A 22167-nucleotide genomic window follows, 5' to 3' on the forward strand; every position below is an offset into this window, starting at 1 on the left:
GCGGGAATCGCCGCGAATCCTGCGACGATTGCGTTCAACATCGATTACGACGGTGGGTATGTCGCTCACCGGTGCCGCGAATTGGCGACCCACGACTTGATACATCGTGTGCATGAAACCAAAGCGATGTATCGAATAACCGAATTTGGAGAACAGTATCTCAGAGGTGACCTAACCACGGGGGATCTGGAGTGACCTTCGGACACAACTTACGTACCGGGTACAACGACGAACCATAACTTCCTGCTTCGTCTGAGTCATCCGGTTGCAGTCGGAATACTCGAACCTATTGCAATCATTGGTCAGAGAGTTGTATGTGGTCGTCTGAATGTGTAGTACGTATCATGTATATTTTCATATACAAACTCGTTATTTCTGCGTTCCCGAAGTGCTAATGAACCTGCAGCATATATCAACAAGTTGCCACAGACGATGAGGTGGAAAGTCCAATTGGAAGGGTATGAAAAAGGATTGAAACAGTTATCCGAATCATTCGACAATAACCCAAGAATATTCGAGGAAGAAGGAGCACATTATATTTGGTCTTCTACATTTGAGCAGCTAGACCAATCAATTGAGGTTCAGGATGCAGGTGACAAAATTATCAGAATCATCCGTCGTCTTGGAGAGATTGATTCGCTTCGTGTTAGAGAATTAGATGCTTCGACTGTGGTCGAGATTCAAGATGACGGGTCTGAACGCAAGGTTGTCCATGCTTCGGCTACAGCGACAGCAACAACCACGACGTCAGCACGGGTTTCAGTTGAGGGAGAAGAGCCAACTCCCAGAGCGGAGTCTACATATGAGTACACAAAATTGGCTCTGTCCGATGATACAGTACGGGAACTGATAGAACTGCGGGATAACGGGGATCATTGGGTGAATCTTTATCGAGTTTACGAATACATTCAAGACAATCTCGAGTCAGAAAATAATATTGTTGAACAAGGATGGTGGACAGAGTCCGAGAAAGACCGATTTAAACAAACCGCGAATAGTTCAGAAGCTATCGGACACGAAGCACGACACGGAGACACCAGAGTACCAGCACCATCAAACCCGATGGACCATGCGCAAGCCAAATCACTAATTGAAAACCTCATTAATAATTGGCTTAGACACAGACAAGAGAGTTCTTGATTTATTTAAGCATCAAAAATGCCAGGTTCAATTGAGTACCAGCACGAACGATACACTTCTGGTTGGTAATATTCTACTGACTACATCCTCTACCTCTCATGAACCTATATTGACAGTTCATGTGTACTTTTGTGACTTACACTAGATACCTCAGTCAGAGAGATTGCACACAAAACAATAACTGACCCTGGATTTACTTTGATTGTAGGCTCCGATTATGGACCTGCCTTACACCGTCGGCCAAAGGACGAAGAGGGCTAAAATTCACGAACGATTTGGAGGCAATCCTCAATCTGGAATCTCCAGCTCCGGACAGGTTGATGCAGTTTTCCTCTTCACTGACGACGAGGGCGATAATCCATATGAGGACAAATGGATTTCCGAAACTGAGTTCGAGTATTCTGGACAAGGACAACAAGATGACCAGAACTTCGACCGATCCAACCCAAATGGCCGAGCGAATGACGACCTGAAAAACCATGCTCAGTACGGTAAGGAGGTACATCTCTTCGAGAAATCAGTCGAAAATGACTCCATAGTCGTATACTTGGGCCAACTGGAATATGTTGACCATGATTTCAAACAGCGCAAGGACGTGGACGGTAATCCTCGTCAAGAAATTCGCTTCGAACTTCAATTGGTGAAAAATGAATACACTGGTGATAGAGACGTTGTCTCGGACGAAGATACACTCAGGGAGTTAGCAAGGAACGCTTCCAGTAATGATTCGCCTTCGAGTAAACGGGGTGGAAAAAGTCACAAAACATCGAGGCTCGTTCGTGAATATGCCTTAGACTGGGCAAACGGATACTGTCAAGGTTGTGACAATCCGGGCCCATTCAAGACTCCGAGTGGCGACCGCTATCTTGAAGTTCACCATGTTTTCCGCCGAGCTGATGGGGGTCCTGATCATCCAGACGCAGTGATTGCTCTTTGCCCCAACTGTCACAGTGAACGGCACTATGGGCGGAGAGGAGACCAATTCAATAGAAGACTCATCGAAAGACTGCGGGAGCGAGCGATAGACCAAATTGGGGAGATTCCGCCGGTACTGAGAAAGAATCCTGAATAAGGTTACACTCATGAAAATATCTCTGTCCATTACTCTTTAGCTTGGAGGAACATATTCCCCCGAATGTCGTATAATGCGCCGGGCTCCAGCCAGTCGTGGCAACTACTGATGATACACCTTCTCTATCCAGCACGTGACTGTTATCAGTTGCTGAGGATTTCAACTGAGCTTCCGATTGCCATCGGCGGTCGGTGGCGACATAGACGTTCACTTCACGGATCTCATTCTAACATATAACTGAACACTTTCAGCGTCTTCTTACCGTCCTCGGTCAACCAAATTCGCTTCTCTTGTCCTCGGCGCTGCTCTTCAATTAATCCCCTCTCTTGAAGCGGTTCTATGATTTCCTTGTCCACTGGATCATACAGGTTTTTCAGTTCTTGTCGGTCATACCGTGAAAGAAGTGGGAAATCCTCACCACGGACATACTCAACCAGTTCACCCTTCGCTACGTCTCCCTCCTCGTCGACGAACGCGAGAACTGCAAGATATTGTTTGTCCGGAAGTCCGATGGGGTACACGCTCAATGGAACAGTCTCCTTGACACCCTTCGAAATCGTCTCCCCATGATACCCCTTCGCCTTCACATAGTACGGACGAGCCTTCGTCGCCATGCATACGATCATACCACTGATTGCCGTGATCTTACTTCCTGTCGCGAGGTTCACCAAAATTCGGTGTTCCGCGTATTCATCAGCTAATTCTGCGATGGCCCAGAGTGAAGAGTACAGATCAAAGAAGTCACACGATTTATCCTCGCACTCAATTCCTTTAGCATTCAATTCCGCTTCAACTGTTGCCTGACAATCCGCTCCTTTCTCGGTTTGATTCTCGTGAATCAGTAGAATGACGAAATCTGCATCGTTCTCGACAGCGGGAGCATAGACCCGCTCAGTCTCATATCCCATTGGCGCGATGTGAACGTCCAAGGGACCTTTCAGACTCATGTGACATGTGTCTATCATCCTGCAACAAAGTCCTTGCTAGCATGGCATATGACTTCTAGAAAGGTGTAGATGGTCTAGAACGTCTAGAGTGTCAGACAATTCAAGTAGCACTGACACCTACATCTCTATGTGCTCTAACCAATGAGCGACCGACGAATTCGAGGAACAGCAGACGCCTGCCCGCTGCAACGAGCAGGTACTTTCCCCCAAACGCCGACCGCCACTGTCACACGCGCTTCAAGTGACACATCGGACAACTATTACTTAGTTACTTCGGTAACTTTGGGGCGAGATATGCCGCAAACACGTTCCAATCTGAATGACTAAAGAGGAACTCGATCGATTCATCCGCTCTCAGAAGCGGAAGACGCACAGCGTAGACGAACAAGTTCTCATCGCCCTCTCGATGTACGAGCGGGGACTTGGCCCGCTCCACGACGGGGCGAAGCGGGGTGATCTTGAAGACGAACTCCGCCTCAAGCTTGACTATAACATCGGCACGTCTCTGAGCCATCTCGAAGAAATCGGAGTGGTAGAAAGCTTCCTACCGCCAGGTCCGACCGGCTACGCGATCAGTGAACGCTTGGACGATATCGTCAACGGCAAAGTTGACGAGATAGCAGAGACCGACATCGAAAACCTGATCCGCCATATCCAGGACGACGATCCTGCCTCAGGAGGAGACGCGCCAGCAGTAGCCGACGGGTCCGGAGTTACTGTCCGCCGAGTGGTGGCCAACACATTCGATCTCACACCCGAAGGAGTCGAAGACTACCTCCGACACGGTGACCAGGTCAAGAAGTTGAACAAAGCCATCGACGCGATCGAAGACAGCCCAGAGGCCGACAAGCGCGACGATTACGGGCGTATCGTCTTCAGAAACACAGCATACCGCTACCGCCTCACCGAGAAGGCGGTGGAACTAGTTGAGGGCGAGTAGATGCCGATTCAAAAGAAGTGGAGCCACGCGACGAAGGAACACGTCGTCAGCACGGTCCCTGAGAAGGGGGGTGTCTACGAGCTCAAATCGTTCGGTGAACTGGTCTACATCGGCAAAGCTAACAGCAATCTCCGTGACCGTCTCCTGGACCACGTTGAGAAGCGTAATCCGAGCCATTTCCGGTTCAAGACGGCTGGATTCTTCGGAAGTCCGACCCGAATGGAGCGTAAGCATCTGCTTGCATACGGAGATTCGGATTCGGAGACACCGCCCTGGAATAACCGGATTCCACGACCCTAGAAACTGAAATTTCTCGGACCAATCAGGGCCGAGGTTATTTTACTCTACCCCCTTGTCAAGAAATATGGCTCAACCATCTCAAGATAACGAATTCACTGAGTATCTCATTCAATTCTACCGTGAGAACTACGATGATGAAATTGATTGCCTCACCAATCGATATCCACACGAACAACGGTCTCTGTACGTAGATTACGATGACCTACACGCATTTGATTCTGACCTTGCAGAGGATTACCTCACCAAGCCGATCCAGATGCAGCGGTATGCGGAAAAAGCCCTCCGTCTCTATGACCTACCAGCGGATGTTTCACTCGATCAGGCTCATGTGCGACTGACCAATGTCCCAGAGGAGAGTACTATTGAGCCTGGTAATGTCCGAGTCGATGATGACCTCCTTGGTAAACTCGTAACGGTTCGTGGATACGTGGACGCAGCCTCCGATGTGGATGCAAGTGTAACTGAGGCCGCTTTCGAGTGCCAAAGGTGTGGAACTATGACTTACCTCCCACAGCACCGTACTGGCTTCCAAGAACCACATGAGTGTCAGGGTTGCGAGAGACAGGGGCCGTTCGACATCAACTATGATAAATCCGAGTTCATTGATCGTCAAACCGCCACCCTGGTTCCACTACCAGAGGCAGACGTAAAGGCTAATGGTGAATTACAGGTTGTTTTAGAAGACGACATTGCTGGACAGGTGGCAACCGGAGACCGAGTTTCAGTAATCGGGGTACTGCACATTGGGCAAGAGGAATCGAAAACGATGTACAACACATATTTGGACGGAGTCTCAATTTCCAAACTGGCAGCTGAAAACACCGGCCTCTACAGCGGCCCATATCTCGACACACCCAAAGGAGAAGTTGACAGCGAAGCACTTGAGAAATTCGTGCAACGCTCGGTTGCTGTGCTTCGAACACAGACACTTAACGAGATGGAGACTCAGAGCAAGGTAATCACTCCGTTCCTCCGACTGTTGGGCTGGAGCGTTTACCACCTTGAGTTTCGTTTCGAGTATTCTGATTCAGAAGTCGGCGGTGATAAGGTAGATTACGGACTACTTGATCAGGATGAAACACCTGTATTCGTCGTAGAAGCGAAGCAGGAGGGAAAGAATCTTGATCTCCATTTCAAACAGATCAAGAAGTATATGCGCCTCTTCCAAGTCCAGCTTGGTCTGCTTACAAACGGTGAACGGTACGTATTTTTTTCAAAGGATCCAGATGCCAGCTCCGCTAGTGAGTTAGTATTGCTTGATTGTAAGCTTCAAAATCTCCCCAATCATCGAGATGTACTTGCAGCCTATACCCAAGAATCGGTGGTTGGCGGTCATACCTCATTGGACGAACTAGTGCAATCTGCGAAAGAACGAGAGAAATCAGAGGGTCAATTCGATGCTGATGCCTTCCGTCAAACATCTCCTGAAGATAGAGACACGCTCGATGCCGCAAAATCAATCATTTCAGATATTGACGCTGATTCAGATCTCGGTGCTCCGATTGAACGAGTGTTTCGGCAGTTTGAATCCGAGCTTGATCTTGACCGGGAAGAGGCCGAAGAGCTAATACATGATCTTAGGGTGAACGGAAAAATATATGAGCCACATCAGAATCATCTTCGTACGACATAGACTCAGAGCGAGGTGATCTACTCCTGTTGGCAATACATAGCCCGACACCGTTCTGGTCACCGTGGGAACCCCTTTCTTCTAGTATCTGAAGCTGAGTAGCATAATTCCACATCAAGCACTGAAGAACGACTAAGTACTCTGCACTCGTCTCAACTCTTGCAAACCGCGTGATAGCGACGACCCGCGTCACGTAGCCTGACGGACTCTTCAGACGGAAGGGTGTCCTGTATATAAGCAGGTCGCCGTAGTCTGTTGATTCCGAACCGTCAGAGAAGATGATGGACTCGCCGGGATTTGAACCCGGGGCCTCTTCCTTGCGAAGGAAGCGATCTGCCACTGATCTACGAGCCCGCACTCCCACGCAGTCGGTGGGTCGACTTGTACCTTCTGTTTCCGTCGCCGTCGTCCCCGGGTCTGCAACCGAAGAGCGACAACCGGCGCGCCTTAGCGCCGCGCCTCTACGATACCGCCGTCCGTCCGCCCGACGCCGACCGCACCGTGTGGCCGGGCCGGGAGACGAGGACGGCCGACATCGTCAGTCCTCGAGGACGATCTCGATCGAGACGTCGTTCGGAACCTGGATGCGCATCAGCTGACGCAGTGCGCGTTCGTCGGCGTCGATGTCGATGAGCCGCTTGTGGACGCGCATCTCCCAGTGCTCCCAGGTCGCCGTCCCTTCCCCGTCGGGGGATTTGCGGGTCGGGACCTCCAGCGTCTTCGTCGGCAGCGGGATCGGTCCGCTGAGGTTGACACCTGTCTTGTTGGCGATCTCGCGGACGTCGCCGCAGATGCTGTCGAGGTCCTCGGGACTCGTGCCAGCGAGTCGGACGCGTGCTTGCTGCATCTGTTATCGCTCGTTGACCGAGAGGACCTTGCCGGCGGCGATGGTCTGCCCCATGTCGCGGATGGCGAAGCTCCCGAGTTCGGGGATGTCACCCGAAGGCTCGATCGAGAGCGGCTTCTGGGGACGGACCGTGACGACCGCGGCGTCACCGGACTTGATGAAGTCGGGGTTCTCCTCGGCGACCTCGCCCGTCTTGGGGTTGATCTTCTGGTCGATCGACTCGATGGTACACGCGACCTGCGCAGTGTGCGCGTGGAAGACCGGCGTGTAGCCCGCGGTGATGACCGAGGGGTGCTGCATCACGACGATCTGGGCCTGGAACGTCTCGGCGACCGTCGGCGGGTCGTCGGCCGGGCCACAGACGTCACCGCGGCGGATGTCGTCCTTGCCGACCCCGCGGACGTTGAACCCGACGTTGTCGCCGGGGCCGGCCTGCGGCACCTCCTCGTGGTGCATCTCGACCGTCTTCACTTCGCCGCCAACGTCCGACGGCTGGAACGAGACGTTGTCGCCGGGCTTCATGATCCCCGTCTCGATCCGGCCGACGGGGACGGTCCCGATGCCGGAGATGGTGTAGACGTCCTGGATGGGGAGTCGAAGCGGCGCGTCCGTCGGCGGCTCCGGCTTCGGCAGGTCGTTGAGAGCCTGCAGGAGCGTGGGACCGTCGTACCAGTCCATCGTGCCGGACTTCTCGGCGACGTTGTCGCCCTCGAACGCCGAGATGGGGACGAACGTGGCGTCGTCGGACTTGAAGCGGACCTGTTTGAGGAGCTTCTGGACCTCCTCTTTGACCTGCTTGTACGTGTCCTCGCTGTAGTCGACGACGTCCATCTTGTTCACGCCGATGATGAGCTCGTTGATCCCCAGCGTGCGGGCGAGGAAGACGTGCTCGCGGGTCTGGGGTGCGACGCCGTCGTCTGCCGCGACGACGAGGACGGCGTTGTCGGCCTGCGAGGCACCCGTGATCATGTTCTTCACGAAGTCACGGTGGCCCGGGCAGTCGACGATGGTGAAGTAGTACTCGTCCGTGTCGAACTCCTGGTGGGCGATGTCGATGGTGACACCACGCTCGCGCTCCTCGGCGAGGTTGTCCATCACGTAGGCGAACTCGAAGCCGCCCTTGCCCTTCTCCTCGGCTTCCTCTCGGTACTGCTCGATGACGTGCTCCGGGACGGAGCCGGTCTCGAACAGGAGGCGGCCGACCAGTGTGCTCTTTCCGTGGTCAACGTGGCCGATGATGGCCAGGTTCTGATGCGGTTTGTCACTCATGGATGAAGTCACGCGCTAAGGCGCTCTGTAGGGCACTTTTGCCTGTAAGGGGTAAAACGATTTCGATACGCTACACGGCCGATTCCGGCGCTGTCGGGCGGTTTGTGACCCATCCGCACACGTCACGGGGTGCGACCACTCGGTCCGCTCTGCCGTGTCGACTGGTCGGACGGGGTCCGGTGCTCGCTCACAACGCGTCTCCTCCTGTCGATTCGCCCGTACGCGTGCTCCTCGGCGAGACGTTCGCGTCCACGGACGCAGGAGGGTCCCTGCTCGGTCGCGCCCGGTCGCGGTCGGCTCGTTTTATCGATCCAGCCGTCCGACGTCCGCCAGGACGGCCGTAGCCGTCTCGGGACCACCGGCACCGCGCCCGCTGACGTTCAGCTGGCCGGCGTGTTCGGTCTCCAGCTGGACGATGTTCTGCGTCCCCGTCACGGCGAGTGCGCCGTGTTGCGGAACCAGTCGCGGACCGACCCGGACCCGCTCGGGTGTCGCCTCTCCGATGAGCCGGATCGTCCGGCCGTCCTCCGTGGCGAGTTCGAGCGCGCTCCCCGGAATCTCCTTGATCCCCTCGACGTCCGCGTCTTCGAGTGAGAACTCCCGTCCGTCGCGGGCGTCGCTCAGCACGTTCGCGAGGATGACGCACTTCAGCGCCGCGTCGGTCCCCTCGACGTCGAAGGACGGATCCGCCTCGGCGACGCCGAGATCCTGTGCCTCGGCGAGGACGTGTTCGTAGCCCAGTCCCTCGGCGGCCATCCGCGAGAGGACGAAGTTCGCCGTCCCGTTCAACACGCCGCGCGCCGCGGAGATGTGTGCGGGGCCGTAGTCGTCGATGGTCGACAGCACCGGCATCGCCCCACCGACGGTCGCCTCGAACAACACGCGACCCTCGCTGTCGGCTTCCAGCGCCCGGAGGTCGCGGTACCGTTCCGCGACCGGTCCCTTGTTCGCCAGCACCACGTGCCGGTCGCGTTCGAGCGCGCTCCGGCAGTGTGAGAAGCCGGGGTCGGCGTCGCCGAGCGTCGTCGGCGTCGCCTCCACGAGCACGTCGTAGTCGGCTGCGAGGACGTCGGCGGGGTCGGCGTCGCCGACGACTCCCTCCCGCTCTTTCCGGTCGAGTGCCGCGTCGCCGTCGATCCCCTCGCCGTCGACGACCGCCGACGAGGAGTCCGCGAATGCGACCACCCGGTGTCCATACTCGGCGGCGAGGTCGACGACGTTCCCGCCGACGGCGCCAGCGCCGAGCACCGCGAGTCGCAGGCTCACTGTGCACCCTCCGTCAGCGGTTCGACGAGGTGGAGGTCCTTCTCGGCAGCGATCTCGCGGACCGTCGCGAGCGCCCTCTCGGTCTTCCCCGCTCGGGTCGCCAGTCGGAGTCGTGCGCTCGAGGGTTGGTCCGTCCCCTCGGGTGCCGACAGCGACAGGTCCGACAGCGACGCCTCGGTCGACTCCTCGATACGGTGGAGCGTGTCGGAGAGATCGGTGTCGACGAGGTGGCCGACGAGCAGGATGGTCAGCTCCTCGCCGTATCGCTCCGCACCCGCCTGAATGACGTTGATCCCCTCCTGTCTGAGTGCCTCGACGATCCCCTCGAACCGATCGGGTGGACACTCGAGGTCGACCTCGACGGGGATCCGTCCGCGGGGCGTGATGTTCCCCCGTTCGTGGAAGATCGAGAGGAGGTTGCCCCCGTTGTCGGAGATCGGTCTGAGCGCGGCGAGCAACTGGCCCGGCTCGTCGACGAGTTCCAGCCGAACCGTATGCGCCTGAGGCCGTTCCCCGCCGTCGGTCTCCGTCTCCCGGGAGCCGTCCGGCTCGCTCTCGGACGTCGCGCCACCCGCAGCCCCCTCGTGGGTCGCGTCGGCCTCGACGGGCTCGGTCATCGGCTCACCCCCTCGAGACGCGTGACGGGACAGCTTCCCCCTGTTGTCCCCGGCAGGGAGCCAAGGAGTCGTCGCTCCGTGCCGATGCGTCTCGGGGGATGCGTACCCGTTCGCATGGTAGCGGTGTGTTCTCCGTCGCGGTATAAGCTTCCGTCGGTTGCGGACCGCGAGCGGACGGTCGGTTTCCCGTGCCCGCGCGGTCGTCGGCTCACTCCGTCGGAGCCCAGGCGTCACGTGACGTGCTGACTCGGGCCGATCGGTCACGCGCGAGTTCGTCTGCCCGTTCTGTGGTTCCGTCGTCGAACCCGTGTCCGTCGTCGAACCCCGCCGAGCCCCGGACCGATCCGCGTGCACGCGCCGCCTCTCTCGGGCCGGTCGAAGTCGCCGTTCGCTCCGCAGCCGTGACTCCGGGGGTGTCGCTACCGACAGAACGTCTGTCCGGGGCCGTCGCGAGAGGATGGGGCGTCGTGACCGTGATCGCACCCACGACGGACGCGGGCCGACGCCGCTGGCGAGTGCGTCCGCGGCGTCGCGGAACTGACCGATCCGGGCCGACTCGGACTGTGCGTCCCGGCTCAGATGTAGTCGACCGACGGCGGCAGTTCGAGCTTCATCCCCTTCCGCTCGCGGATCTCCGTGATCTTCTCGGTCTGGAGGTTGTCCGCGAGGACGCGGAAACCGGCGTTCTCGGTGTTCCAGGAGGCACGTCCCTCGGTCGCCGAACGGATGTCGCTCGAGAAGCCGATCATCTCTTCGACGGGGGCGATGCCCTCGATGACCATGAGGTCGCCCTCCTGGTACATGTCGTCGACGCGGCCACGGCGACCCTGGATCTCACCGGAGGCGGAACCCATGTACTCCGAGGGAACGTCGATGCGGACGTCCTGGATCGGTTCGAGGAGGCGGACTTCGGCGTCGATGAGCGCGCGGTGGACGGCCTCACGAACCGCCGGAATGACCTGCGCCGGTCCCCGGTGGATGGTGTCCTCGTGGAGTCGCGCGTCGTGCAGGCGGAGCAGGGCACCCTGGACGGGCTCGCCCGCGAGCGGGCCGTCCTCGAGCGCCTCCTCCATCCCCTCGATGACGAGCTCCATCGTCTCGTTCAGGTGCTGAATCCCCTTCGTGTCGTCGATGAGGATGTTCGTCCCGAACATGTGTTCGACCTCCTGGGAGGTGTCCTTGTCCATGCCCAGCTCCTGCAGCGCCTCGCGGCGCTCCAGTTCGGGCATGTCCATCGCCACGTCGCCGAGCTTGATCGCCTCGACGATCTCCTCGGCGAGGGGCTCGACGGTGATGTAGAACTTGTTGTGGCGGTTCGGCGAGACGCCCTCGACCTCTCGGGACTCCTGGGTTGGCGCCTCGCGGTAGACGACGATCGGTTCGCCGGTGTTGACCGGGATGCCCTGGTTCTTCTGGATGCGCTGGGTGATGACCTCGAGGTGGAGCTCACCCTGTCCGGAGATGAGGTGCTCGCCGGTGTCCTCGTTGATCTCGACCCTGATGGTGGGGTCCTCCTTGGCGACCTGCTGGAGCGTCTGGATCAGTTTCGGCAGGTCGTCCATCCGGGTCGCCTCCACGCTCTTCGTGATCACCGGCTCGGAGATGTGTTCGATCGACTCGAACGGTGTCATCTCCACGCTCGACACCGTCGAGCCGGCGATCGCGTCACGCAGACCGGTGACGGCCGCGATGTTCCCCGCGGGAACGCCGCGGTCGAGCTCCTCGCGCTCGCCACCCATGAACACGCCGACGCTCTGTACGCGGTTCTTGCCCGCCGTGCCGGAGACGTACAGCTCCTGGCCCTTGCGGATGGTGCCGGAGAACACCCGTCCAGTAGCGATCTCGCCCGCGTGGGGGTCCATCGAGATGTCCGTCGCCATGAAGACGACGTCGCCGTCGTCGTCGACCTCGCGCATCTGCCGAGCGAGCTCGGACTCGTCGTCACCGCGCCAGATGGTCGGGATACGGCGGGGCTGCGCCTCCAGGGGGTTCGGGAAGTGCTCGGCGACCATGTCGAGCACGACGTCCGAGAGCGGCGACTGTTCGTGGAGTTCCTGCCGCTGGTCGTTGCGCTCCATCTCGATGACCTCCGAGAAGCCGACGCCGGTCTCGGCCATCGACGGCGCGGAGACGCCCCACTTGTAGAGGGCGGAACCGAACGCGACGGTGCCGTCCTCGACGGACACCGTCCAGTCGCGGTCCTCGTAGTCCTGGGTCATCCCGCGGATGAGCTCGTTGACGTCGGAGATGACGTCGAGGAGCCGCTCCTGCATCTCCTGGGGCCCCTCCTGGAGCTCGTTGATGAGGCGGTCTACCTTGTTGATGAACAGCGCCGGCTTGACGCCCTCGCGGAGCGCCTGCCGGACGACGGTCTCGGTCTGCGGCATCGCGCCCTCGACCGCGTCGACGACGACCAGCGCGCCGTCGACGGCGCGCATCGCCCGCGTCACGTCGCCGCCGAAGTCGACGTGGCCCGGCGTGTCGATGAGGTTGATGAGGTGGTTCTGGTCGTTCCACTCGTGGGTCATCGAGACGTTCGCCGCGTCGATGGTGATCCCGCGTTCCTGCTCGTCCTCTTTCGTGTCCATCGCGAGCTGCTGACCGGCCGTCTCGTCGGAGATCATGCCGGCGCCCGCGAGGAGGTTGTCCGAGAGTGTCGTTTTCCCGTGGTCGACGTGCGCAGCGATGGCGATGTTCCGGATCTGCTCCGGTTTGTCCATCAGTTTCTCGCACTCTTGTACGATCTTCTTTCGTCGGCCCATTACAGGTGCATACCGACAGGAGGGACAAAAGGGTAGTGTTTTGCCGGAGCCGAAATTCGGGGTTTCGACCACTCTCAGCGTCGTATGTCGGTGTTTGACACGGAACAGTGTGCCCATCGGAGGCGAGTCGCTGTCGGCAGCACGTCGCCACCGAAAGCGGGCAGTCACGGAGTCTGTCGTAATTGGTTATCGGGGTTTCTGCATCGTTCGGCCGCAACAGTGGCACTGCCTTACGACAGATCCTCTCGGCCTGTGGCGAAGCCAGCGACTGATATCCGACCTCCACCGTGGCCGGTCCCGACGGTCGACCGCCTGTTTGGTCTCGCGAACTATCGGGAGGGGAAGAATCATACGCCCCCAGACCTTGGTACCGATACGCATGGATATCCGAGTGCTCGGGTCCGGCCCACCGGACCCGTTTCTGAGCGCAGCCGACCTGTTCGAGACGGAGTTCTCCCTCGACCTGCCCGTCAGAGTCCAGATCCGCGACGACCCCGACGAGCGTACCTGGGCGGGCCACTACCCCGACCACCACGTGCTCAACATCTCCCGACAGGCCGCCACGAGCGCGATGGCGCGCGAACTCGCGCTGCACGAACTCGCCCACATGGCGCGCTACGAGGAGTCCCACCCGTCTCACGTCCAGCAGACCGAGGAGGCGCTCTTTTTAGCGCTCGCCGGCCGTTCCGTCGAACGGCGCAAACTCGCCCACTGTTACCAGATCGCCAACCACATGAAGGACATCTACGCCGACGACCTCACCCTCTCGGTCGCCCCCGCCGAGAAACTCGTTCTCTTCTTCGAGTCGCAGTTGGCGGCGGCGCTCTCGGATCGCCCGGTCGCCCCCCGTCCCGACTCCCGGCGCATCTCCCCTGCGGCGGATCCCGAGATCACTGCCGTGAACGCGGCGTTCGCGCTCGCGCTCTGTGAACGCCACGACCTCCTCGACCCCGACCACCGCCTCTACGACCTCGCTCACGCCGCCGCCGACGACGCGCCCGAGGTGGGGCTCGACCGGTTCAAATCTCACTTCGCCTCGCTCGCCGACGACCCCACCGAGAGCGACTACCGCAAGGCGCTGGTCGATGTGACGCGGGAGTACTGCATCCCGAGCCAGCAGGCGGCGGACTGATCTGTGACGATCAGCCGGACGACTGGACGGACCGACGGTCGGCCGATGAGTGTCTCTCTCTCTTCGGGACACGGGTGCCGTGAGAGTCGACGCTGCTGGGCGTCCAAACCCGTCTACTGACACCTGTTCACGAGCCGAGTAGGGCCATACAGACCCGGGAGGGATCGTCAACTCTGTGAGCGATACCCGGCACACTGGCTCTTTGTCGTGTGGTCGCGTAATCGGTCGTATGGGTTCGGTGAGTACACCCGATACCAGGGGGGAATCGAGTTTCTGGACGTCGGTCTTCCGGCACGTCGGTCACCGTGATAGTATGGGGTCCGTGTGGCTCCGGAACCGACTCCCGGTATTCGACCACGAGTTCGAGGTCTTCGTCGAGGACGTCCGGCGGACCGACCCGAATAGGGAACTGTTCTGGGCCGACGAGTGTGACGAGCTACTGGCTGCGGCACGGACTGCGCTCGAGGAGGGCCGGATCGGAGCCGGCTGGCGGCTCCTCCACGCTGCAGAGCGGGTCAGCTACCGGGGTCTCGACGTGTTCGACCGGACAACTCCCGAGGGGACCGTCGTAAATCCACGTATCGAGACGCAGTCCCGACTCCTCCTAGAACAGGCGCGTGAGGATCTGGTGGGGTGGCGTCTTCGCTCGGTCGAAGCGTTGTTGACCGTCGACGATGACGCCGACCGGAGGGTACCGAACGTGGACGCGCTCGCCGAGGCCCACCGTCTCATCCACGAGCGACACGAGGACGTCCACCTGTTGCGTCGCTCCCTCCTGACGCAGTTCGAGCAGTTGATGTTCCTCGGACTCGGGTCGGGGGTGGCGTTCTTGGTTCTGGCTGCCCTCGCGGAGGCGGGTGTCGACGGACTGGTCTCACCGTTCGCGGCCACTTCCAACGACGTACGCTCGGTGGGGTTCGCGGTCTTCGTCGTTCTCGCGGGCGTCGTTGGTGCGTCGATCTTCGGGATGCGGTCGCTCCGCACCCAGCCACTCTCGACGCAGCTCTCTCGGATGATCGAACGGATACACATCACTGCTGCCCGGGGCGTTGTCGGCGGCATCGCAGCCGGGCTGTTCTACTTTCTCCTGGGGATAGAGCTCCTCGCGCAGGCGACTCCCCTCCCCGCGGTGTACATCGCCGTCGGGTTCGCTGCGGGCTACTCCGAGCGTATGGTGCCGGCTGCCGTCGATCAAATCACGGCCATCACGGGAGCGGGGTCGTCAGAGACGGACTCCTGAGCGGGATCGGTCCCTTTCGCCCCTTCGGGATACACTCGTCGCTCTCCGGATGCGAGAAACCGAAAGACAGAGACTGAATCAGCGAGCCGCGGCGGCGACGCGCTCGCGCTCTTCCTTCTGGCTGATGGCGTACGACTGCATGTCGTAGTTGGCCGCGCCGATGAGGACGTTCGCGAGCGCCTCGGCGGCGCTCTGCTTCGACTTGTACGACCCACGCCGGGTTCCCTGGGCGATGAACTTCAGCGCCTGGTCGACTCTCCGTTGCGGGGCGACGTCGACGGCCTGCGGGACGGAGATACCGCCGTACTTCAGCCGGACGGTCTCCTCGCGGGGCGCGGCGTTCTGGACCGCGGTGACGAGCACCTGTGCGGGGTTCTCCTCGGTGCGTTCGTGGACGATCTCGAACGCCTCGCGGACGATGTTCGTCGTCTTCTGCTTGTGGCCCGTGTTCTCCTCGGTCTGCATCAGCCGGTTGATCAGCCGCTCGACGATGCTGATCTCCGACTTCTTGAACTGCTTGGAGGCGTGCCGTCCCATCGTGTGGGCGATGGGCGTCACCGTGATGTACCGCTTCGTGCTCGGGTCGGTGTACTCGATCTCCGAGACGTCCCACACGCCGAAGAGGAGTGCGTTCGAACGCGCCTCCTCGCTGTCGGCGGGGGCGTCCGGTTCGGGGGACTCCGACTCGCTCATCTGACGGGCTTCTCCGCGTTTCCTCGGACGAGTTCGATCATCGACACGCCGTTGACCTTCTCGACCTTGTAGTTCACGCCCGAGAGGTCGCCCATCGCACGGCCCTTCGCGCCGCCGATCCCCGCGATGGTGACCTCGTCGTGCTCGTCGATGAACGAGATGGCACCGTCGCCGGGACAGAAGGCGGTGACCTGCTTGCCGTTCTTTATCAGCTGAACTCGGACGCACTTCCGGATGGCCGAGTTGGGCTGTTTCGCTTCGATACCGACCTTCTCGAGGACGATGCCGCGCGCCTGCGGCGCCCCCTCCAGCGGGTCGGACTTCTTCCGGAGACCGCGTTCGCGCCGCGCGTACTTCGAGTCGGACCACCGTCGCTGCTGGCGGTCCTGCTTGAGTTTGCGCGCGGCGTACTTGCCGTTCGCCATAGTACCCCTGAGTTCCCGACGGAGCTACTTAAGCCTCCTCTTTTGCATCCGGCGAGACGCCCGCAGCGCCCCGTAGAACCACTCGAGGAGGGATCTGAGGCTGTTTTGTCCGCTGTCGTTACGCGCTCTGTGCGACGCGCAGACGACGAACGGTCCCGAGAACTCGTCTCGTCTCGTGACAGGGGTCGGTCTCAGCCTCCCACCGTCCCGTCGCGGGGGTCCACGTCGACGCCGAGATCACCCGAGAGTTCGTGGGTCGACGGTGGCCCCAAGGTGAGGCCCGCCTCGTCGAACCGGCGTTTCACCCGACGGCGGAAGTCCGAGCGGACTTCGACGAGGTTGACGTCCATCGGGTCCGACACCCAGTACTCGGCCTGGAGGGTGGGTGCCGTCCCCCCGAACGCCACGATACGGGAGTTCGGTGCCGGATCGTCGAGCACCCGGTCGTCCTCGCGGGCGGTCTCGACGAGCGTCATCAGCGCGTGTTCGACGTCGTCCGCGTAGGAGACCTCGAGCTGTTCGGTGACCCGATACCGGTCCCGTCCGTACGGACGCGTGAGTGTGTTCGTCGTCAGCTCCGTGTTCGGGACGGCGATGGTCTCGTTGTTCACCGTCCGCACGCGGGTGACGCGGAAGTCGACGGCCTCGACGATTCCTTCGCCGCCGGGCCAGGCGATCCAGTCGCCGACGTTGAAGTCCGGATCCGCAACCAGGAAGAGCCCCGAGACGAGCGAGCCGATGACGTCCTGACTCGCCGCGCCAACGACGAGCGAGACGGCCGCGATGACGATGGACGCGTCGGTCAACACGTCACCGAACCCGGCGGCGACGATCCCGGCCACGATGGCCACGCCGACGACGACCAGGCGCGTGTACGTCTCGGCTGCCGTCTCGATCGTCGGGTTGTTCCGGTTCCGCGACCGGACCAGTCGGGTCACCGTGGGGACGACGAGCAGTCGCCCGACGACGTACACCACGAGCACCGCGGCGAAGAAGCCGAGGATGCGGAGCGCGAGGTCCTCGATCCCCGTGAAATCGGTCGGTATCCCCTGCGGGAGCTGTGCAGGGAGAGTCGGTGTCATAATTCCCCTGCGATTCGAGACGGTAAAAAAGTGTCAATCCGACACCTCCTCCGTGGTCGGCGGGATGATCGGGTCGGCGTTCGAGCCCCTCGTTCGCGCCGACTACGTCAACTGGACGTCGTCGAGTTCCCAGTGTCGCCGGGCGAGCTCGCGGGCGGTTCGGATGTTTCGCCCGTCAACGCCGATGGCGACGCCTCTGTCGGCCGAATCGACCTCGACGTACGCCACGCGGTCGTTCTGTTCGGAGACCGTGACGTGTCTCACGACCGCGGGTGCGAGCGCGTTCGCGACGAACGCCTCCGGCGTGTCGGCGTCCTCGACGAGCGTGATCTCCCGGCCGAGCTTCTCCTCGAGCCGCTGGACACGCCGCCCACCCGGTCCGATGGCCTGTCCCATCTCGCCCGCCGCGACGAGGAACGTCACCCGTTCGCTCTCCCCCTCGTCGCCGTGGACGAGACAGTCGCGGGCGGTCGCGCCCGTCACGTCCTCGAAGAGGGCGATGTACCGGCGGGCCGTGTCCGAGAGGGTGACGCGCATGCTGAGTCTTCGTCCCTGTCAGTCGTCGGACGCCTCGGGTTCCGCACCGAGCACGTCGGGCTCGACGCCGGCGTCCGACGCGTCGATCGACCCCATCCGCAGGTCGACGTCGCCGGTGCCGATGGCGACCGGCTTGCCGACGATAACGTTCTCGATGACGCCGTCGAGGTCGTCCATCTCGCCGTGGATCGCCGCGTCCAGCAGGTGGTTGACCGTCACCTCGAACGCGGCGCGGGCGAGCACGGAGTCCTTCGACCCCGAGATGCCGTGGCGACCGATCGACTCGATGGTGCCGCGGTTGGTCATGATGTCCGCGACGAGCATCAGGTGTCGGACGTTCACGTCGTCGAGCCCCTGCTCTTCGAGGGTCTCCATCGTCTCGTTGATGATCGCCTCGCGGGCGGCTTCGACGCCGAGCTGGCGGTACACCTCGTGGATGTTGTTCGATGTCGTGCGGGTGCCGTCGACGCCCTCGATGGTGAGGACGTCGCCGAACGCCGACCCCTCCGTGTAGAGGACGAACTCCTCGCCGTCGGGGTCGTCCGTCTTCTCGCGACGGATCACCACACGGGACACCTCCTCGATGCCCTTGAAGACGATGTCGCGCAGCTCTTCGACGAGCTGGAGGAGCTGGCGGTACGACGGCTGGTTCGGGCCGAACTCGATGACCGTTCCCACGCGCGAGGTCTCGACGCCCAGCGCGTCCTCGATCTCGTCGGCGATCTCCTCCGCGACCGTCTCGACGTCGTCGGCAGTGGGCCACCGCTCGCGCAGCGTGTCCTCGTTGAGGTCGATGTTGACGAGCATGTCGGCGACGTTCGTCGAGACGTCACCCAGCGCGAGGATCCGCGTCGACTCGATCTGCCAGACGACCTCGTGTGCCACGTCGCGCTCCGAGTAGTCCGGGTCGTCGACCTCCTCGATGCGCTGCTCGATGTGATCCGGATCGAGGTAGACCGTCATCATCGGCGTGTCCGGCGTCTTCCGCGCGTCCACCAGCTCGATCAGGCGCGGCAGCCCCTGTGTCACGTCGATCTCGGCGACGCCGGCGTAGTGGAACGTGTTCATCGTCATCTGCGTCCCCGGCTCGCCGATCGACTGCGCCGAGACGGTGCCGACGGGGTCGAGCGGGTCGACGCGCGTGTCGAGGTACTGCGTCTCCGCGGCACGGGCGATCTCGTCGGCCTGCTCGACGGTCACGCCCTCGCGGCGTTCGATGACCTCGTACACCTGCGTCTTCAGTCGGCGCGGGAGCTCCGTGTCCTCGACGACGACCTCGATGTCCTCGGTGACGTACTCGTACTCGCCGGCAGGGTCGTGGTCAGTCATCCGACTCCACCCCCAGCCCCTGTGCCTTGTCGAGTCCCGGTCCCGCGTACTCCGAGAGGTTCGTCGGCGGCTCCGACTCGCCGAGGAAGCGTGCCTTCTCCTCCTCGGAGGCGAATTCGGCCTCGATGACGCGGTCGGCGATGTTCTCGACGTCGATGCTGTGTTCTTCCTTCGAGGAGACCTTCACTGGCGAGGTGCCGTCCTCGCCGAACTCGAACTGGACCACGGTTCCGGAGGTGTCCCGGACGGAGCCGTCGTACTGCGCCTCCAGTTCGGAGAGGGCGTTGATGAGTCGCCGCTGCAGGTAGCCGGATTTGGAGGTCCGGACGGCGGTGTCGACCAGCCCCTCGCGGCCACCCATCGCGTGGAAGAAGAACTCCCGCGGGGTGAGCCCCGCACGGTAGGAGTTCTCGACGAAGCCGTGGGCGTCGGCGGAGAGGTCGTCCTGCTGGTAGTGACTCAGTGTCCGGTTCTCGTAACCGCGGTTGATCCGCTCGCCCCGAACGGCCTGTTGGCCGACGCAGCCGGCCATCTGCGTGAGGTTCAACATCGACCCACGCGCGCCCGACCGTGCCATGATCACGGCGGGGTTGTCGTCGGTGAAGTGGTCCTCGGCGATCTCGCCGGCGGAGTCGCGGGCCTTCCCGAGCCGCTGCATGATCTTCATCTCCAGCGTCTCGTCGACCGTTCTTCCGGGCAGGGACTCGAGTTCGCCCTGCTCGTACACCTCGATGAGCTCCTGGATCTGCTCGTACGCCGACGCGATAGCCTCGTCGACCTGCTGGTTCGCCGGCTCCGGGATGGACTCGTCGTCGATCCCGATCGAGAAGCCGAAGTGCATGATCGCCCGCATCGCCAGCGCGGCCACCTCGTTGATGAACACGCGGGCGCGCGTCTTCGAGTACACCTTGGTGATCGTGTCGACGACCTCGCCGCCGAAGGCACCGACGGCGTCCTCGTCGATGGTGCCCTCGACGAGCTGTCCGTCCGCGATGACGACCGTGTCGCCCGCCGACGAGGTGAACTCGAGGTTCAGATCGTCGGGCAGGAGCTCCGAGAAGAGCTGTCGACCCGTCCAGTACGGTCCGGTCTCGTTCTCACCCTCCGCCGGGGGCAGTTCGTCGATGCTCGTCGCCCGCAGGAGGTCGAGCGCCTGCGTCTCCGAGAACTGCGGGTTCTCGTGGGTCAGCAGGTACGTGCCGGAGATGTGGTCCTGGATCGCGCCGATGATGTTCTCGCCGAACCGGGGGGAGAGGATCTGTTCTTGGACGCGCATCAACACCCGCGCCTCCGCACGCGCCTCCTCGTTCTGCAGCGCGTGCATGTTCATCTCGTCGCCGTCGAAGTCGGCGTTGTACGGCGGACACACAGTCGTGTTCAGCCGGAAGGTCTTGTACGGCATCACGACCACCTCGTGGGCCATGATCGACATCCGGTGCAGCGACGGCTGTCGGTTGAAGATCACGATGTCGCCGTCGATCAGATGTCTGTTGACCTCCCAGCCGAGTTCGACCTTCTCGGCGAGCTCCTCGCAGTTCTTCTCGGTCACCTTCAGTCGGCGGCCGTCGGGCCGTCGAACGTAGTTCGCGCCGGGGTGGCCCTCGGGGCCGTTGCGGACGAACTGCCGCGCGTTGTCGATGTTCCGCTCGGTGACGTTCATCGTCTGGGTCATCTCACGGGCGACACGTTCGGGGACGCCGACCTCGTTCAGCGAGAGGGTCGGGTCCGGCGAGATGACCGTCCGGGCAGAGAAGTTCACGCGCTTCCCCGAGAGGGAGCCGCGGAAGCGACCTTCCTTGCCCTTCAGTCGCTGAGAGAGCGTCTTGAGGGGTCGACCGGAGCGGTGGCGTGCCGGCGGCGTCCCCGAGATTTCGTTGTCGATGAACGTGGTGACGTGGTACTGCAGCAGCTCCCAGAGGTCCTCGATGATGAGCTGCGGCGCGCCGGCCTCGCGGTTCTCCATGAACCGCTGGTTGATGCGGATGATGTCGACCAGCTTGTGGGTGAGGTCGTCCTCGGAGCGCTGGCCGTTGTCCAGCGTGATCGACGGTCGTGCGGTGACCGGCGGGACCGGCAGCACGGTCAGAATCATCCACTCCGGCCGGGCACGTTCGGCGTCCACTCCCAGGACCGCGATGTCCTCGTCGGGGATGTCCTCGAACCAGTCGCGGATGTCGGAGGGCATCAGCTTGTTCATGTCCTCCTCGGTGAGGTCGATCCCGAGCGCCTTCTCCAGCTTCTTGCGGGTGTCGGACTTCGGTCTGAACGTCCCCGAGAGGATCTCGTTGACCCGATCGAGCGGGAGGCCCGTCTCCTCGGCGAGTTCCTGCGGGGCGACGCCGCGGTCGTCCTCGTCGTCCGGGTCGGGCTGCATCGCCTGTGCGATGCGCTCGGAGTAGTTCGCGGCGAGGACGTCCTGGACCTCGTAGTACGTCGTGGGTTTCTCGTGTTTGATGTCGTGCTGGGGGGCGCTACAGTCCGGGTGCGGACAGACGCTCGCCTTGCGTGCCTGCCGAACCGCCGCCTTCAGCGCGTCGTTGGGGTCCTCGCCCAGTTCCCTCGCCCGTTCGAGCTGCGAGCGGTACTCGTCGCGCTCCTGCTCGGTGAGCGCGAGTCGCCCGCACTCCCGACAGGTCGACCGGAGCAGCCGCCGGATGAGCTTCGTGAAGCCGACGTGGATCACCGGCGCGGCGAGTTCGATGTGGCCGAAGTGGCCGTTGCACGACCCCGAGTGCTGGCCGCAGGTCCGACACTGCAAGCCGGGGTCGATCACGCCCAGTCGCGGGTCCATCAGCCCCATGTCGATGGGGTAGCCGTCGTCGTCGTACGTGTCCGCCGTGATCACTTTCGTGGCGGACATGTCGCGGTACGTCTCGGGGTCCATCAGCCCGAAGTGGATCCCGCCGAGTTCCTTGGGTGTCTGCATTGACATGTGTTGT

The 22167-nt window shown here is 61.5% G+C and carries 19 protein-coding genes and 1 tRNA gene; 7 read left to right on the forward strand and 13 right to left on the reverse strand.

Features of this window, described 5'->3' with window-relative positions; translation table 11 throughout:
• The first annotated feature begins 432 nt into the window (after positions 1–432).
• A complete protein-coding gene (locus tag FZP69_RS03240) occupies positions 433–1140 on the forward strand; it encodes a hypothetical protein (protein WP_152039942.1) in 708 nt (235 codons plus the stop codon).
• 217 nt (positions 1141–1357) lie between these two features.
• Complete coding sequence (locus tag FZP69_RS03245; protein ID WP_152039943.1) at positions 1358–2212, forward strand: HNH endonuclease; 855 nt, start codon at positions 1358–1360, stop codon at positions 2210–2212.
• A 221-nt stretch (positions 2213–2433) separates the two neighbouring features.
• Here FZP69_RS03245 and FZP69_RS03250 read toward each other — a convergent pair whose 3' ends face one another.
• Positions 2434–3159 carry an HFX_2341 family transcriptional regulator domain-containing protein gene (locus FZP69_RS03250; RefSeq protein ID WP_152039944.1) on the reverse strand — a complete coding sequence of 242 codons (726 nt, stop codon included), beginning with the start codon at positions 3157–3159 and terminating at the stop codon, positions 2434–2436.
• A gap of 319 nt (positions 3160–3478) precedes the next feature.
• Between FZP69_RS03250 and FZP69_RS03255 the strand changes: the two genes are divergently transcribed.
• The 3 genes from FZP69_RS03255 (at position 3479) to FZP69_RS22335 (ending at position 6032) form a co-directional block, all read left to right on the forward strand.
• A complete protein-coding gene (locus tag FZP69_RS03255; RefSeq protein WP_152039945.1) occupies positions 3479–4099 on the forward strand; it encodes a hypothetical protein in 621 nt (206 codons plus the stop codon).
• Positions 4100–4399, forward strand: a complete 300-nt coding sequence (locus FZP69_RS03260) for a DUF7508 domain-containing protein (protein ID WP_152039946.1) — start codon at positions 4100–4102, stop codon at positions 4397–4399.
• Between the two features lie 64 nt (positions 4400–4463).
• A complete protein-coding gene (locus FZP69_RS22335; RefSeq protein ID WP_192918441.1) occupies positions 4464–6032 on the forward strand; it encodes a type I restriction enzyme HsdR N-terminal domain-containing protein in 1569 nt (522 codons plus the stop codon).
• A gap of 279 nt (positions 6033–6311) precedes the next feature.
• Here FZP69_RS22335 and FZP69_RS03270 read toward each other — a convergent pair.
• The 6 genes from FZP69_RS03270 to FZP69_RS03295 all read right to left on the reverse strand — a co-directional run bounded on the left by FZP69_RS03270 (position 6312) and on the right by FZP69_RS03295 (position 12790).
• Positions 6312–6383 (reverse strand) — tRNA-Ala (locus tag FZP69_RS03270).
• A 184-nt stretch (positions 6384–6567) separates the two neighbouring features.
• Entirely contained in the window at positions 6568–6876 is a 309-nt protein-coding gene (gene rpsJ, locus FZP69_RS03275; RefSeq protein WP_103424097.1) for a 30S ribosomal protein S10, read from the reverse strand.
• Positions 6877–6879: 3 nt separating this feature from the next.
• Positions 6880–8145 carry a translation elongation factor EF-1 subunit alpha gene (gene tuf / locus FZP69_RS03280; protein WP_152039947.1) on the reverse strand — a complete coding sequence of 422 codons (1266 nt, stop codon included), beginning with the start codon at positions 8143–8145 and terminating at the stop codon, positions 6880–6882.
• Between the two features lie 303 nt (positions 8146–8448).
• A complete protein-coding gene (locus tag FZP69_RS03285) occupies positions 8449–9411 on the reverse strand; it encodes a homoserine dehydrogenase (RefSeq protein ID WP_192918442.1) in 963 nt (320 codons plus the stop codon).
• Complete coding sequence (locus FZP69_RS03290; protein WP_152039948.1) at positions 9408–10028, reverse strand: amino acid-binding protein; 621 nt, start codon at positions 10026–10028, stop codon at positions 9408–9410. The genes FZP69_RS03285 and FZP69_RS03290 overlap by 4 nt, the downstream gene beginning before the upstream one ends.
• A gap of 575 nt (positions 10029–10603) precedes the next feature.
• Positions 10604–12790: an elongation factor EF-2 gene (locus tag FZP69_RS03295; protein ID WP_152039949.1), complete on the reverse strand. Its 2187-nt coding sequence runs from the start codon at positions 12788–12790 to the stop codon at positions 10604–10606.
• Positions 12791–13169: 379 nt separating this feature from the next.
• On the opposite strand from FZP69_RS03295, the gene FZP69_RS03300 reads away from it, so the two are divergent.
• Both FZP69_RS03300 and FZP69_RS03305 read left to right on the forward strand, forming a co-directional pair.
• Positions 13170–13922 carry a DUF5781 family protein gene (locus FZP69_RS03300; RefSeq protein ID WP_152039950.1) on the forward strand — a complete coding sequence of 251 codons (753 nt, stop codon included), beginning with the start codon at positions 13170–13172 and terminating at the stop codon, positions 13920–13922.
• Between the two features lie 313 nt (positions 13923–14235).
• A complete protein-coding gene (locus tag FZP69_RS03305) occupies positions 14236–15162 on the forward strand; it encodes a hypothetical protein (protein ID WP_152039951.1) in 927 nt (308 codons plus the stop codon).
• 78 nt (positions 15163–15240) lie between these two features.
• On the opposite strand, the gene FZP69_RS03310 is transcribed toward FZP69_RS03305, so the two are convergent.
• From FZP69_RS03310 to FZP69_RS03335, 6 genes are all read right to left on the reverse strand, one after another.
• Positions 15241–15855: a 30S ribosomal protein S7 gene (locus tag FZP69_RS03310; protein ID WP_152039952.1), complete on the reverse strand. Its 615-nt coding sequence runs from the start codon at positions 15853–15855 to the stop codon at positions 15241–15243.
• Positions 15852–16280: a 30S ribosomal protein S12 gene (locus FZP69_RS03315; protein ID WP_103424116.1), complete on the reverse strand. Its 429-nt coding sequence runs from the start codon at positions 16278–16280 to the stop codon at positions 15852–15854. Before FZP69_RS03315 ends, FZP69_RS03310 begins: the two co-directional genes overlap by 4 nt.
• Positions 16281–16471: 191 nt before the next feature.
• A complete protein-coding gene (locus FZP69_RS03320; protein ID WP_152039953.1) occupies positions 16472–17362 on the reverse strand; it encodes a mechanosensitive ion channel family protein in 891 nt (296 codons plus the stop codon).
• Between the two features lie 102 nt (positions 17363–17464).
• Positions 17465–17899 (reverse strand): NusA-like transcription termination signal-binding factor, encoded by a 435-nt coding sequence (locus tag FZP69_RS03325; RefSeq protein WP_152039954.1) that lies wholly within the window; start codon positions 17897–17899, stop codon positions 17465–17467.
• Positions 17900–17917: 18 nt separating this feature from the next.
• Positions 17918–19228 (reverse strand): DNA-directed RNA polymerase subunit A'', encoded by a 1311-nt coding sequence (rpoA2, locus tag FZP69_RS03330; RefSeq protein WP_152039955.1) that lies wholly within the window; start codon positions 19226–19228, stop codon positions 17918–17920.
• The gene (locus FZP69_RS03335) at positions 19221–22154 is read right to left on the reverse strand and encodes a DNA-directed RNA polymerase subunit A' (RefSeq protein ID WP_152041494.1); all 2934 of its coding nucleotides are present in this window, start codon (positions 22152–22154) and stop codon (positions 19221–19223) included. The genes rpoA2 and FZP69_RS03335 overlap by 8 nt, the downstream gene beginning before the upstream one ends.
• Between the last annotated feature and the right edge of the window lie 13 nt (positions 22155–22167).

Origin of the sequence: Salinigranum salinum (assembly GCF_009176545.1) — an archaeon.
GTDB classification, from domain to species: domain Archaea; phylum Halobacteriota; class Halobacteria; order Halobacteriales; family Haloferacaceae; genus Salinigranum; species Salinigranum salinum.

What these genes read in the sequence shown, in the direction of transcription:
- rpsJ (WP_103424097.1), bottom strand. Translation starts at nt 6,876, where the DNA reads ATGCAGCAAGCACGCGTCCGACTCGCTGGCACGAGTCCCGAGGACCTC.
- FZP69_RS22335 (WP_192918441.1), top strand. Translation starts at nt 4,464, where the DNA reads ATGGCTCAACCATCTCAAGATAACGAATTCACTGAGTATCTCATTCAA.
- FZP69_RS03245 (WP_152039943.1), top strand. Translation starts at nt 1,358, where the DNA reads ATGGACCTGCCTTACACCGTCGGCCAAAGGACGAAGAGGGCTAAAATT.
- FZP69_RS03315 (WP_103424116.1), bottom strand. Translation starts at nt 16,280, where the DNA reads ATGGCGAACGGCAAGTACGCCGCGCGCAAACTCAAGCAGGACCGCCAG.
- FZP69_RS03300 (WP_152039950.1), top strand. Translation starts at nt 13,170, where the DNA reads ATGGATATCCGAGTGCTCGGGTCCGGCCCACCGGACCCGTTTCTGAGC.
- FZP69_RS03290 (WP_152039948.1), bottom strand. Translation starts at nt 10,028, where the DNA reads ATGACCGAGCCCGTCGAGGCCGACGCGACCCACGAGGGGGCTGCGGGT.
- FZP69_RS03305 (WP_152039951.1), top strand. Translation starts at nt 14,236, where the DNA reads ATGGGGTCCGTGTGGCTCCGGAACCGACTCCCGGTATTCGACCACGAG.
- FZP69_RS03250 (WP_152039944.1), bottom strand. Translation starts at nt 3,159, where the DNA reads ATGAGTCTGAAAGGTCCCTTGGACGTTCACATCGCGCCAATGGGATAT.
- FZP69_RS03240 (WP_152039942.1), top strand. Translation starts at nt 433, where the DNA reads ATGAGGTGGAAAGTCCAATTGGAAGGGTATGAAAAAGGATTGAAACAG.
- FZP69_RS03325 (WP_152039954.1), bottom strand. Translation starts at nt 17,899, where the DNA reads ATGCGCGTCACCCTCTCGGACACGGCCCGCCGGTACATCGCCCTCTTC.
- rpoA2 (WP_152039955.1), bottom strand. Translation starts at nt 19,228, where the DNA reads ATGACTGACCACGACCCTGCCGGCGAGTACGAGTACGTCACCGAGGAC.
- FZP69_RS03260 (WP_152039946.1), top strand. Translation starts at nt 4,100, where the DNA reads ATGCCGATTCAAAAGAAGTGGAGCCACGCGACGAAGGAACACGTCGTC.
- FZP69_RS03310 (WP_152039952.1), bottom strand. Translation starts at nt 15,855, where the DNA reads ATGAGCGAGTCGGAGTCCCCCGAACCGGACGCCCCCGCCGACAGCGAG.
- FZP69_RS03335 (WP_152041494.1), bottom strand. Translation starts at nt 22,154, where the DNA reads ATGCAGACACCCAAGGAACTCGGCGGGATCCACTTCGGGCTGATGGAC.
- FZP69_RS03295 (WP_152039949.1), bottom strand. Translation starts at nt 12,790, where the DNA reads ATGGGCCGACGAAAGAAGATCGTACAAGAGTGCGAGAAACTGATGGAC.
- FZP69_RS03255 (WP_152039945.1), top strand. Translation starts at nt 3,479, where the DNA reads ATGACTAAAGAGGAACTCGATCGATTCATCCGCTCTCAGAAGCGGAAG.
- tuf (WP_152039947.1), bottom strand. Translation starts at nt 8,145, where the DNA reads ATGAGTGACAAACCGCATCAGAACCTGGCCATCATCGGCCACGTTGAC.
- FZP69_RS03320 (WP_152039953.1), bottom strand. Translation starts at nt 17,362, where the DNA reads ATGACACCGACTCTCCCTGCACAGCTCCCGCAGGGGATACCGACCGAT.